The organism is Arthrobacter sp. B6, from assembly GCF_001663775.1.
Taxonomy (GTDB): domain Bacteria; phylum Actinomycetota; class Actinomycetes; order Actinomycetales; family Micrococcaceae; genus Arthrobacter.
Genome location: NZ_KV467169.1, coordinates 975,425 through 988,010, shown reverse-complemented (window position 1 = coordinate 988,010; position 12,586 = coordinate 975,425). Strand labels below are relative to the sequence as shown.

General features: G+C 65.5%; 13 protein-coding genes. 2 read left to right on the top strand and 11 right to left on the bottom strand.

Annotated features, from left to right (window positions below; all coding sequences use genetic code 11):
- Nucleotides 1-18: 18 nt before the first annotated feature.
- From asd to AU175_RS19190, 11 genes are all read right to left on the bottom strand, one after another.
- Nucleotides 19-1,149, bottom strand: coding sequence for an aspartate-semialdehyde dehydrogenase (gene asd, locus AU175_RS19240; protein ID WP_066293405.1), 1,131 nt, complete (start codon nt 1,147-1,149; stop codon nt 19-21).
- Nucleotides 1,150-1,189: 40 nt separating this feature from the next.
- The gene (locus AU175_RS19235; RefSeq protein ID WP_066293402.1) at nt 1,190-1,453 is read right to left on the bottom strand and encodes a hypothetical protein; all 264 of its coding nucleotides are present in this window, start codon (nt 1,451-1,453) and stop codon (nt 1,190-1,192) included.
- 124 nt (nt 1,454-1,577) lie between these two features.
- The gene (locus tag AU175_RS19230) at nt 1,578-1,796 is read right to left on the bottom strand and encodes an NF038396 family protein (protein WP_066293400.1); all 219 of its coding nucleotides are present in this window, start codon (nt 1,794-1,796) and stop codon (nt 1,578-1,580) included.
- A 1-nt stretch (nt 1,797) separates the two neighbouring features.
- Nucleotides 1,798-2,382, bottom strand: coding sequence for a dihydrofolate reductase (locus AU175_RS19225; RefSeq protein ID WP_066293390.1), 585 nt, complete (start codon nt 2,380-2,382; stop codon nt 1,798-1,800).
- Nucleotides 2,379-3,182 (bottom strand): thymidylate synthase, encoded by an 804-nt coding sequence (locus AU175_RS19220; protein ID WP_066293387.1) that lies wholly within the window; start codon nt 3,180-3,182, stop codon nt 2,379-2,381. The genes AU175_RS19225 and AU175_RS19220 overlap by 4 nt, the downstream gene beginning before the upstream one ends.
- Before the next feature lie 78 nt (nt 3,183-3,260).
- Nucleotides 3,261-3,650 (bottom strand): GntR family transcriptional regulator, encoded by a 390-nt coding sequence (locus tag AU175_RS19215; protein ID WP_066293385.1) that lies wholly within the window; start codon nt 3,648-3,650, stop codon nt 3,261-3,263.
- Complete coding sequence (locus AU175_RS19210) at nt 3,647-5,284, bottom strand: hypothetical protein (protein ID WP_231938654.1); 1,638 nt, start codon at nt 5,282-5,284, stop codon at nt 3,647-3,649. The genes AU175_RS19215 and AU175_RS19210 overlap by 4 nt, the downstream gene beginning before the upstream one ends.
- Nucleotides 5,285-5,374: 90 nt before the next feature.
- On the bottom strand, nt 5,375-6,343 hold the full coding sequence (locus AU175_RS19205) for an NUDIX hydrolase (RefSeq protein WP_066294487.1): 969 nt from the start codon (nt 6,341-6,343) through the stop codon (nt 5,375-5,377).
- Between the two features lie 10 nt (nt 6,344-6,353).
- Nucleotides 6,354-8,603: an RNA degradosome polyphosphate kinase gene (locus tag AU175_RS19200; protein ID WP_066293382.1), complete on the bottom strand. Its 2,250-nt coding sequence runs from the start codon at nt 8,601-8,603 to the stop codon at nt 6,354-6,356.
- A gap of 130 nt (nt 8,604-8,733) precedes the next feature.
- On the bottom strand, nt 8,734-9,705 hold the full coding sequence (gene mshD / locus AU175_RS19195; protein ID WP_066293377.1) for a mycothiol synthase: 972 nt from the start codon (nt 9,703-9,705) through the stop codon (nt 8,734-8,736).
- Between the two features lie 221 nt (nt 9,706-9,926).
- Nucleotides 9,927-10,625: a winged helix-turn-helix transcriptional regulator gene (locus AU175_RS19190; RefSeq protein WP_066293374.1), complete on the bottom strand. Its 699-nt coding sequence runs from the start codon at nt 10,623-10,625 to the stop codon at nt 9,927-9,929.
- Between the two features lie 345 nt (nt 10,626-10,970).
- Between AU175_RS19190 and AU175_RS19185 the strand changes: the two genes are divergently transcribed.
- Nucleotides 10,971-11,738, top strand: a complete 768-nt coding sequence (locus tag AU175_RS19185) for a permease (protein ID WP_066293371.1) — start codon at nt 10,971-10,973, stop codon at nt 11,736-11,738.
- Between the two features lie 168 nt (nt 11,739-11,906).
- Nucleotides 11,907-12,521 (top strand): FABP family protein, encoded by a 615-nt coding sequence (locus AU175_RS19180; protein ID WP_066293369.1) that lies wholly within the window; start codon nt 11,907-11,909, stop codon nt 12,519-12,521.
- Nucleotides 12,522-12,586: the final 65 nt, after the last annotated feature.

The following is a 12,586-nucleotide window of genomic DNA, read 5'->3' as shown; positions in this document are numbered from 1 at the left end:
GCTGACGTACGTTTCGGGCTACAGGTTCCCGGTGGCGATGTTGAGCATGCGGCGCAGCGGCTCGGCGGCGCCCCACAGCAGCTGGTCACCCACGGTGAACGCGCTGATGTATTCCGGGCCCATCTCCATCTTGCGGATCCGGCCCACGGGGATGTCCAAAGTGCCGGAGGCGGCCACAGGGGTGAGGCCGGCCATGGAATCTTCCTTGGTGTTCGGGATGACCTTGGCCCACTCGTTGTCCCCGGCCACGATCTTTTCGATCTCAGCCACGGAAAGGTCCTCACGAAGTTTCAGGGTGAGGGCCTGGGAGTGGGAGCGCATGGCACCGATCCGGATGCAGAGGCCGTCCATGATGACGCGGTTCTCTTCCGAGGTGCCCAGGATCTTGTTGGTCTCAACCCCGGCCTTCCACTCTTCCTTGGACTGGCCGTTGCCGAGGTCGGCATCGATCCAGGGGATCAGGGAGCCGGCGAGCGGCACGCCGAACTGGGTGGCGTCGATGCCGGTCCGCTGGTGGGCCAGGACCTTGCGGTCGATTTCCAGGATGGCCGACGCCGGGTCGTCCAGCTCCGAGCTCACTTCGGCGTTGAGCGTGCCGAACTGGCTGAGCAGTTCGCGCATGTGCCGGGCGCCGCCGCCGGAGGCAGCCTGGTAGGTCATGGACGTGCCCCATTCAACGAGGCCGTTCTTGAACAGCCCGCCAAGTCCCATCAGCATGCAGGACACCGTGCAGTTGCCGCCGATGAAGTCCCTCGTGCCGTTGACCAGGCCCTTGTCGATGACGTCGCGGTTGATCGGGTCCAGCACGATGATGGAGTCGTCGTTCATGCGCAGGGTGGAGGCGGCGTCGATCCAGAGGCCGTCCCAGCCGCGGCTCCGCAGCTCGGTGTGGACGCGCTTGGTGTAGTCCCCGCCCTGGGCGGTAACAATAATGGGCAGCTTAGCCAGGGTGTCGACGTCGAACGCGTCCTCGAGCTTGCCGGCCCCATCAGCAAAGGACGGGGCGGCACCTCCTGCGTTCGAGGTGGAGAAAAACACCGGGTTGATGCTGGCGAAGTCGCCCTCGTCCTGCATGCGCTGCATCAGGACGGAACCGACCATGCCACGCCAACCGACAAGTCCAACGGACGGAGTAGCTGCTGTAGTCATTCGTACAGTTTAGACTTCCGAACCGGCAGGACGCAGTCGGTTACGTCACGCCGGTGGTGGATGGAGTACGGCGGTCAGCCCTAATTTGTTTCACCGGGGAACGGACGCGGTGCTGTCGGGGAAATTTTCGCGGGTAATTGCATTCCCGGAGGAGGGCAAGAAGGATGCTGAGGCTGGCTACGCCGATAATCAGGACCAGGGGCGCCACGATGGCGGGAATCGTCATCAGGATCGTGAAGATGTACAGGCCCGTTGTGGTGTGAACCGAGTAGTTGCCGGACGGCTGCGACCCGCCGATGCCCATTCTTCCTGCGTATAGGCGTACACGGTCCGTTCCATCCCCGTGGCGTAGTAATAGGGGCGGTCTAGTATCGGCACGGCGGGGCTGCGATGGGCTGTCCTCCCCATCCGCCCCAAGCCAGGATGCGTCAGCTGCGGTCGCTTTCCTTCACCACTGCGGCTTTACGGAGCCGCAAGGCGTAGAAGGCCCCGAACGCGAACACCTGCGTCACCACCACGAGCACAATCGCTCCGGAGATCTTGTTGCCGCCCAGGATCATGGTCAGGCCAACGATGGCGGACAAGAGGGCAAGCAGCGGCAGCAGCATGTAGCCCAGGACAAAAAGCGTCTCCGGTTTCTTCAGCATCTCAGCCCGCCGTCCGTACCCATTTGGTGAATCTGTACTTCGTCCCGTTGGCGGCGGTGAGCCAGCCGTCCGGGGGAACGGCGGTGGCCGCCTCCCAGGTTTCGCCCAGCTCGGGAGCGAACGTGTCGCCGTCGGCCTCCACATCGATGGTGGTGACCACGGCCACGTTGGCAAGATCCGTGGACTGGCGGAACACCTCGCCGCCACCCAGGATCCACACCGTCTCGCCGCCGTCGACGAACTGCGACTCCAGGAGGGCGTCATCCAGGGAGGGAACCACGACGGCGCCCTCCGCCTCGGGCGACTCGCCCCAGCCTTTCTGCCGGGTAATGACGATGTTGGTCCGGCCCGGGAGCGGACGGTACTTGTCCGGGAACGACAGCCATGTCTTGCGGCCCATGATCACCGGGTGTCCCATGGTGAGCCGGTTGAAGTGCAACAGGTCCTCGGGCAGGTTCCAGGGCATGTCGCCGTCCTTGCCGATCACACCGCCGGACGTCTGCGCCCACACCAAACCAACGCCGGTGACGGACCCGGCAAGTTCCTCTGTAAAAGCTTTGGCATCTGCTGTGTTCTCGGTGCTCATACGGCGATCGGAGCCTTAATCGTCGGGTGGTGCTGGTAGCCGACCACTTCGAAGTCCTCCAGCGTGTAGTCGAAAATCGACGCCGGCTTCCGGGTGATCAGCAGTTGCGGGTACTCGTACGGTTCGCGGTCCAACTGCTTGAGGACCTGGTCCATGTGGTTCTCGTAGATGTGGACGTCCCCGCCGGTCCAGACAAATTCGCCAACGTCCAGGCCGGCCTGCTGGGCCACCATGTGGGTGAGCAGGGCGTAGGAGGCAATGTTGAAGGGAACTCCCAGGAACATGTCCGCCGAGCGCTGGTACAGCTGGCAGGACAGCTTGCCGTCTGCGACGTAGAACTGGAAGAAGGCGTGGCATGGCGGCAGCGCCATGTCCTTGAGCTCCGAGACGTTCCACGCAGACACGATGTGCCGGCGTGAGTCAGGGTTGGACCTGAGGTTCTCCACAAGCTCGGCGATCTGGTCGATATGGCCGCCGTCCGGCGTGGGCCAGCTGCGCCACTGGACGCCGTAGACGGGGCCGAGCTCGCCTTCGGCGTCAGCCCATTCATTCCAGATGGTCACACCCTGGTCCTGCATCCACTTCACATTTGATTCACCGCGCAGGAACCACAGCAGCTCCACCGCCACGGACTTGAAATGCACGCGTTTAGTGGTGATCAGCGGGAAGCTCCTGGCCAGGTCGAAGCGGATCTGCCGGCCGAACACGCTGGTGGTGCCCGTCCCCGTACGGTCGGATTTGTGCGTGCCATGGGCCATGACATCGCGCAGGAGGTCTTCATAAGGCGTAGGAATGCTCACGGCTAAAGTCTACCGGGGAGGTCTGCCCGAGGCCGCCGGCGACATCGCGGTGAGCCGAAAAACGCCAGGGCCAGACCGTCAGCCCTTCCGCAGCTTCCCACGGACCAGGTCCAGCAGCAGTTCATCGCTGAGCCGGGCGTCCCGGCCGGCACTGACCAGGAGGTCGACGGCGGCAGTCACCGCTTCCGGCACGGTGCCGCGTGTGAGCCCCTCCCCGCCCGGCGCCGAGTGCGCCACGACGGTGCCGTTCCGCCGTCGGGATTCAATGAGGCCGGCCGCCTCAAGCTCCTTGTAGGCCCGGGCGACTGTCCCGGCCGCGATGCCAAGATCGGCCGCAAGGCTGCGGACTGTGGGCAGCCGGCTGCCCAGCGGGAGTGCGCCGGTGGCAATCAGGGAGCTGACCTGGGAGCGGATCTGCTCATACGGCGGGGTTGCCGACCGCAGGTCCACGAAGATTCCGGCGTTCACCGGGACCCTTCCGGCACGGACTGCACCGGGGCTGCAGGAACCCGGGCGAATCCCCTGACCGGGATAACGGTAATGACAACCCCGGCAACCGCGAGCGCGGCCCCTGCGATGGCCGCCGGCTGCCAGGTGGAGGACGACGCAGGCAGCCCCAGCAGCGGCGGCAAGGCGTTACTGGCCGTTATGAGCAACACCCCGCTTTGGGCCACGCAGTACGCGGCAACGGTCCGCACCACACGGTGGACCAGGATCGCCCGCAGCGCTGCGTCGAGGCCGGGGACGCCGGTCGCGATGCCGCGGCGCATCCTGGCCGCGGCCACTGGCAGGCAGGCGGTTGCTGCCACGGCCACGGCGACCAGGATTGCGGCCACCCAGCTTCCGGACGCGTTGCGCCCGGACTGGCGCAGCTGCAGTTCACCCGCGGCAGCCACCACCGTGACCGCCATGAAAAGCGCGACGGCGGCGATCGCCGTGGTCAGCAGGGCCGGGCTGACCGCCTGCCGCGGCCACGTCCTGGGCACTTCGGTGGAGCCATAGTTGCGGTGCAGCAGGAGCTCGCCCGCAGCCGCCACGAGCAGCAGGGCGGCAGCCATCAGCGCAACCAGGACCACCGGCTGCGCCCGAAGGCCGGGAAAAAAGAACCCCACCGCGCCGGCGATGAGCGGTGCGAGCCCCATGGCTGCCCCGAGCGAAACGGAGAGGCGCGTCGCCGGGTGTGCGGCGGCCGGAGGCTCCACCATTCCCACGCCGCCTCCCACCTGCGCGCTGGGCAGTTTGGGCGGCGCCCACGCCCACATGAGCAGCAGCACCACGAATGCCGCCAATCCCGCAGGGTTGGTCCAGCTGGTGACGTTGGCTGAGGGGTCAGGCCGTGCTGCGAAGTTTCCCCCTATTGCGGCAAGTCCTGCGGCGATGGTTGCGACCGTCCGCAGGAGCCTGTTCATGGCGATGGTCCGCAGCAGGTCGTTCTCCGCCGCGTCCAGGGCCTCGAGCTGCCTCCGGCGGCTGATGAGATTCAGCACCAGGACGGTGCCCAGGGCCAGCGCAAGCCAGCCGGCGCCCAGGCAGGCCGCGAGGACGGAACCCTGGATCCGTCCGTCCCCGCCGATCCGGCTGAAGCCCTGGTCGTGCTCCTGGCCGGTGAACGGGACGGCCTCATACCCGGGGAGGGTGGCAACCCAGCCGATGTGAAGTGCCGAGGCAGCGAAGATCGCCAGCACTGTCCACCCCAGGGCGCGTGGCAGGAAGTCCCGGACGCGGCGGACCTCCAACGTTGCCAGCCTGCGCGGACGCTGCGGCCCCGGATAGCTCAACTGCCCGATGGCATGGACGGCGAGGCAGCCGAGGATGGGCCAGGCCAAAGCAACCAGGATGCTTAAGGGGGTGGCAAGCGGGGGAGTGGTGCTCCCGGCGGGAAGGATGCCCGCACTTCCCGCGGTCTGCAGGGAGCTTGCGAGCCAGCCGATCACGCCGATCCACAGCGAATGCTGGGACACCGTGACGGCAGTGGTTCCCCCAGCGGGTGCCCGGATCACCCACCGCAGCAGCAGGTATAGGCCTGCTGCCAACAGGAAGGGCCCCAGCAGGGCCAAGGGCGGAACGTTGTGGATGGCAATTTCGAGACTGTCGTTCGGCACTCTATCCCCCAGACGGTGCGTCAATGTATCAAGTATTTGATACAAAGCCTCCGGGGTCAATGCGCGGCACGCCTGGGCCGGTGTTAAGTCCTAGTCGTCAAACGGTTTGAACTGTTCCACGGCGACGATCCGCTGCTTGCTGCGGTGGGCGACGTGGAATACCAGGATCTCTCCCGGCGCCAGGTAGGGATCGGACGTCGGCAGGAGTCCGCGCAGCCGGGATGGCATGGTCTTGCCCAGCTGGTCCAGGACGGTGGGCAGTGCGGGCCGGTGCGTGCAGACGGCAACCCCGCGCTGTTTGTCCATCAGGGCGGACACCACGGCAGCGGTTTTCTTCGGGTTCCGGGCGTGGCGGTGTTCCGTCAGGGCGTCCGCCAGCTTGATTTTTGCGTCTGTGGCCTTGGCATAGGGCGCGATGGTGGCAACACAGCGAAGCCACGGACTGCTGACCACCTTTTGCGGCTTCCAGACCTGCAGCAGGCGCCCTACCGCCTGGGCCTGCCTGATCCCGGTGGCGGCCAGGGGCCGCTCTCCTTCGGCCTTGGTCCAGGATGAGCGCGGCTTGGCTTTGGCGTGCCGCACCACAATCAGCGGCCACGTGGCCAGTTCGTGGCGCTCGTGTGCCTCCCGGAGGTATTCGAGGGGGGCGACGTCGGACGGGTTGGACAGCAGCTCGGCAGCCTTTTCCGGGGCGCACCACATCACGCTGTCAACCTCCTTGCCGTCCGGCCGCAGGGTTGCACCGTTCACCTGGACTGCCCAGTAATGGACCACTTTCAGGCCTGACGCCACGTGATAGTGGATCGGCGGAAGCGGGATGCCAAGCTGGGCGGTGAGCCCGATCTCCTCCTGGATCTCGCGGACGGCACACTCGGGAATGGTCTCGCCGGCGTCAATCTTTCCCTTGGGCCAGGACCAGTCGTCGTACCGTGGCCGGTGGATCAGCAGGACCTCCAGCCGGTCCTTGTTTATCCGCCAGGGCAGTGCCCCGGCAGCGGTGACCGCCACCGGCTCACCGGGATGGTCTGTCTGGTCTGCTACCGGTGTATCGCTTGCCAACACCGCTGCCCTACCGGCGGCTCAAGGAGCGCTGGCGCGGCCTCGATGCAAGCAGCCAGGACTGGACGTCGTCGAGGTGCGTGCCGTCGTCGGCGATGTGGTGCCGGCTCCAGTCGCCCTGGTTGTCCAGGTGCCAGCTCGCCGTCTCCGGGTCCATGTAGCGGCGCAGCAGGTCCAGGACGTAGGTGATGTCATCGGGGCTGGCAAGCTGCACCAGTGCCTCGACCCTGCGGTCCAGGTTGCGGTGCATCATGTCGGCGGAGCCGATGTAAACCACCGGGTCCCCACCGTTCGCGAAGGCGAACACGCGGGAGTGTTCCAGGAACCGTCCCAGCACGGAACGCACTGTGATGTTCTCGCTCAGGCCCGGCACGCCGGGACGCAGCGAGCAGATGCCGCGGACTATGACGTCCACTTTCACGCCCGCCTGCGACGCACGGTACAGGGAATCGATGATCGCCTCGTCCACCATCGAGTTGACCTTGATCTGGACGCGGGCGGACAGGCCTGCGCGGGCGTTGCGGATTTCCGTCTCGATGCGGTCAATGAGCCCGGAGCGGACTGACCTGGGAGCCACGAGCAAACGCTTGAACGTGGACTTGGGCGCGTATCCGGAGAGCTGGTTGAACAGCTTGGATAGGTCCTCACCCACTTGGTCGTTCGCGGTCAGCAGGCCGAGGTCCTCGTAGTAGCGGGCGGTCCGCGGGTGGTAGTTTCCGGTGCCGATGTGGCAATAGCGGCGAAGCCCGTCCACCTCCTGCCGGACCACCAGTGAAAGCTTGCAGTGGGTCTTAAGGCCCACGATGCCGTAAACCACGTGCACACCAGCCTGCTCCAGCTTCCGTGCCCAGGAGATGTTCGCCTGCTCATCGAACCGGGCCTTGATCTCCACCAGGGCCAGGACCTGCTTGCCGGCTTCGGCGGCATCGATCAGGGCATCCACGATGGGCGAATCGCCCGAAGTGCGGTACAGGGTCTGCTTGATGGCCTGGACCTTCGGGTCCGCGGCCGCCTGTTCCAGGAAGGCCTGGACCGACGTGGAGAAGGAGTCGTAGGGGTGGTGGAGCAGGATGTCCCGGCGGCGCATGGCGGCGAAAACATTGGCTGCCTTGGACGTCTCGGACTCGTTGAGGTACCGGGAGGTGTGCGGCACATGCTTGGGGTAGTGCAGGTCCGCCCGGTCGATGCCAGCAATCACGGACAGGCCACGGAGGTCCAGCGGCGCAGGGACGGAGTACACCTCGGACTCTTCCACGCCGAGCTCGCGGATCAGCAGGGCACGGATGTTCGGATTGATGTCGTTGGTGACCTCAAGGCGGACGGGCGGGCCAAACCGGCGGCGCAGCAGTTCCTTCTCCAGCGCCTGCAGGAGGTTCTCGGCGTCGTCCTCCTCCACTTCCACGTCCTCATTCCGGGTGACGCGGAAGATGTGGTGTTCCAGGACTTCCATCCCGGCGAAGAGCTTGTCCAGGTGCACCGCAATGACTTCTTCGAGGGCGATGAACCGGGCGACCCTGCCCGCAACGGCGCCGGCACGCGGTCCGTCGATGGAGATCAGCCTGGGAAGCTGGTCAGGGACCTTGACGCGGGCGAAGAGCTCCTTGTCGCTGACGGGGTTGCGCACCACCACAGCCAGGTTCAGTGACAGCCCGGAAATGTAAGGGAAGGGGTGCGCAGGGTCCACGGCCAGCGGCGTCAGGATGGGGAAGACCTTCTCGGCGAACATGGCGCTGAGCTGCTGCTTCGCGGCGTCGTCCAGTTCGTCCCAGTGCATAACGTGGATGTGCTCGTACGCCAGCGCCGGGCGGATCTGCTCCGCGAAGACCTGGGCGTGGCGCTGCTGGAGCCGGTGGGCTTCCTCGCCGATTTTTTCCAGGACTTCCACCGGGCTGAGGCCGGCGGGGGAGGGCACAGCCAGCCCCGTGGCGATGCGCCGCTTCAGTCCGGCCACGCGGACCATAAAGAACTCGTCCAGGTTGGAGGCGAAGATGGACAGGAAGCTGACCCGCTCCAGCAGGTGGAGCGTGGGGTCCTCGGCAAGTTCCAGCACGCGGGAGTTGAAGGACAGCCAGCTCAGCTCGCGGTCCAGGAACCGGTCCGGCCGGATATCGCCGTCAGGCTCAAGGTTGGGAGCGAACTCGGGGATGTCGATCCGGTCCTGCGTGGCGCGCGACGCAGGAACTTCCGAAGAACCAAAACGGGCCCGAACAGGCAGTGCGGAGCCTTCGGACGTGACTGTTCCGGCGGGTTCCGGTTTCATGGGTTCTCCTCTTACCTGGCGCTGAATGCTGGCTTTCACGGCCGGCGCGGTTCTGTTTCAACCTTACAATCATTCAGCGGCGCAGACCCCTAGGTTTCAGGCGGCGGAAGCCGTGCGTCAGTCGATTGGACTAACCCGGCGTGACCGGCCCGTACATCACATCCATGTCCCACCGCGTAAAGCCGAGGCTTTGGTACAGCCGTACTGCCGGGGCGTTGTCGGCGTCGACATAAAGCATGACTGCGTGGAGGCCCAGGTTCTGGAGATGGCGGATGCCGGCGACCGTCAGCGCTTTGCCGAGGCCCATTCCCTGCGCCGTGGGGGAGACGCCGACGACGTAGACCTCACCGATCGCCGGGTGGCCACCGTGCCGGGGGTGGACCTTGGTCCAGTGATAACCCAGCAGCCGGCCGGACCCGTCCACCGCCAGCAGGAAACCTGCCGGGTCAAACCAGTCTTCGGCCATTCTGGCCTCCAGGTCGGAGCGGGTCATCCCGCCCTGCTCAGGGTGGTGGGCGAAGGCCTCACGGTTCGCCGCCAGCCAGGCGTCCTCGTCCTGGCCCGGCACAAAAGCCCGCAGCGAAACGCCGTCCGGGAGCCCGGCGTCGGGAAGGTCCGAGGAGGCAGTCGCCAGCCGCATCTTCCACAACTCCCGGACCGGGCCAAAGCCGTACCGGGCGGCAAGATCCGCGGCGGCCTCGTGGTTGCCATGGGACCAGGCCTTCAGGCCGTCCAGGCCACGTGCCGTTTTCAGGGCACCCACCAGGCGGTCGGCCACCCCCTGGTTCCGGTAACTCGGATGGACAGCGATCTCCAGCACCCCGTCGCCGTCGGACTCTTCAACCACTACCGCGAAGCCGGCCAGGTCCTGTCCCGACATGGGATCCGAATCCTCATCCGGAGCATAGAGTGCCAGGCTCAGGAGGGAGTGATCCGATGAATCCCCCGCGCGGAGTGTGACTACCGTCTGCTCCGAGAGCGAGGGATTCCCGTCGGATTCCTCCGCAGCGGACAGGAGTCCCCTGAAGTCCTTCAGCAACTGGTCATCCACACCGCCCCTGACAATGAGGACGGGCCATTTCTCCGGATGTGCTGGGGTCATGAAGCTAGGCTATACGCCCGGGGCGGGGCTGTGCCGATTTGATAGGTGCGTGGCTGGACCGTATAGTCGATATCCGATCGGGCGCGAGCAACACACAACGCCGGATGCGAGGGGGATCCACCAGTGGGGTGGCCTCGATACGTTCGACCCGTATGTCCTCCACAACGAATAACAGCCCCGGACCAGTGGTCCGGGGCTGTTGTGTTGAAGTGTTTTCAGGCTCAGGCTTCCGTGAGCTCGTCTTCCTGCTGCCGCACCAGGGTGAGCCGGTAACCCACGTTCCGCACGGTGCTGATCAGGTTTTCGTGGTCCGCGCCAAGCTTGGCGCGAAGGCGCCGGACGTGGACGTCAACGGTGCGTGTGCCGCCGTAGTAGTCATAGCCCCAGACCTCGGTCAGCAGCTGCTGGCGGGTGAATACGCGTCCCGGGTGCTGGGCAAGGTACTTCAGGAGTTCGAACTCCTTGAAGGTCAGGTTCAGCGGGGCGCCGTTGACGCGGGCCGTGTAGCTCGCCTCATCGATGACGACGCCGGCGGCCCGGATTTCGGAAGGGGCGTCGTCGGTGTCCGGAACGGCGCGTGCCACGGACAGCCTGATGCGGGCCTCCACCTCGGCAGGCCCGGCTGAATCCAGCACGATGTCGTCAACGGCCCAGGCCGAGGAAACCGCGGCCATGCCGCCCTCGGTCAGGATCAGGACGAGCGGTGCGCTCAGGCCCGTGGCCTTCAGGAGCTGGGTCAGGGAACGGGCGCCCACCAGATCCTTGCGGGCGTCGAGCAGCACAATGTCGCAGGGATCGGTTTCGAGCAGTGCGGTGGGTTCGGCGGCGAGGATGTGCACGCGGTGGTTCAGCAGTTCAAGGGCAGGCAGGATGTCTACCGATGAGCCGGTGCTGTTCGTCAATAACAGGATGTGCGACATTATTCCTCCAAGGGCCGTCCGCGCATCTTTGGGCGACTGAACCGGGTTTTCACCGGCCGGTACTGTCTCACTGCTGCGGTCTGGGCCGTCGATGGAACTATCCGGCCGGCAACCGTAGCAGGAAGCGTAGCTGAGCTTTGAGTATACCCAACGGCCCTGCTACAGACACTGATCGCAACCGTTGACATTTCCGTTTTGCGACACATCCCGGTCATATAGGGCAGGATTGAACCACAGGGCACTGTGCCCTGCCGGGGGCTGAACCGCCTTCCGGTCACCAGCCAGAATGGGATGCCGCGAATTGGGTGCAGAGTTGAAGCCGCGCACGTCAGGGCCAGGTCCCGCATGAGCGCGGATCTGCAGGCCCCTGCCCGGTCACTGGCCTCGTGGACCATCGGCGCCTTCGGGGTGGCCGGACTGGTTGCCATCATTGCCGGCGTGTACACGTCCCCGGAGGCTTTGATCGCCGTCGCCGTGGCCGTGGCGCTGGCGGTGGGCATCGGCTGGCCCCACTTCCTCCGCATTCCGGCGAAGAAGACCCTGGCGGCTGTCATTGCACTGCCCGGTGTCGGATCGGCGCTTGCGGCCGGACTGGTCCCGGCCCCGGGCTTCCTGAACTGGACGCCGGCATTCATGGCGCTGGGCATGATGGCGGTGTTTGTGGTGCAGCTCATCCGCGGCACCGGCCAGGCCCAGCGGCTCGAATCGACGCTGGGGTGTTGCTCCGGCGTGCTGCTGTCCTGCCTGGGCGCGGGCTGGATTGCCGGGGCCCGTTTCAACGGCGTCAGGGAAATGATGCTGGTCGCCGCCATCAGCGCTGCGGTGGCCCTGCTGGCAGGACTCATCCGCTGGCCTGACAGCATCGTGGCGCCGCTCGGCATTGTCATGGCAGGGCTTGCCGGACCGCTTGCGGGCCTGGTCTTTTCTGACATCGCCGTCTTGCCGGCCGCAATTTTCGGCGTAGTGGTGGGGGCCGTGCTGGTCAGCTTCCGCCGGCTCGTCACACTCCGGGGCGCTCCACTAAATCTTCCGGCGGCTCTTAGTATGGGTCTTGCACCCGTCTCAGCAGTGGGTTCGCTGGCGTACTTCATAGACAAACTACTCATCTACTAAGCGTTAGGATGGCATCATGTCCGTACTTGCATTTGAAATCTTCTTCCTTGTCCTGCTCGGCATCGCCAGCCTCGCGATGGCCTGGTTCGCAGGATTTGTCGTCTACCGGCTCTTCAAGGGCCAGAAGTAGACTTTCCGCCTAGCTAGCCGTTTCCCGAGGTAATTGCTGTGCCGATAGAGATTCCGACAGATCTGACCCCCGAACTCGTTCCGCTTTCCTGGCTCATTGGTGAGTGGGAAGGCAGCGGCCGGCTCGGCAGCGGCGACGAGGACTCGGAGCACTTCTTCCAGCACGTGTCCTTCACGCACAACGGGCTGCCGTACCTGCAATACCGCGCGGAGAGCTGGCTGACGGCCGACGACGGCACGCGCCTGCGGCCGCTGACCGTTGAGACCGGCTTTTGGGCGCTGGAGCGTAAACAGCTCGATGCCGACGGCGGCCCGGGCCTCGTTCCGGCGGACATAGTTCCGGCCCTCAAGAGCGCTGACGAGGTGGAGGCCCTGCGCAACAAGGATGGCGGGTTCGACATCTCCGTTTCCATCGCGCACCCTGGCGGTATCTCCGAGCTTTACTACGGGCAGATCAAGGGACCGCAGATCCAACTCACCACGGACATGGTGATGCGCGGCAGCCATTCCAAGGACTACAGCGCGGCCACCCGGATCTTCGGACTCGTGGACGGCAACCTGCTCTGGCGTTGGGACGTCGCCACTGGCGGCACGACGCAGCCAGGCAAGGGTCTTGAGGCCCATGCCTCCGCCTTCCTGAAAAAGGTTTCCTGAAAAACACGGTGTCAGCACCCGCATCATCCGGACTGTCGGGACCGGAATACACACCGACCAAAGGA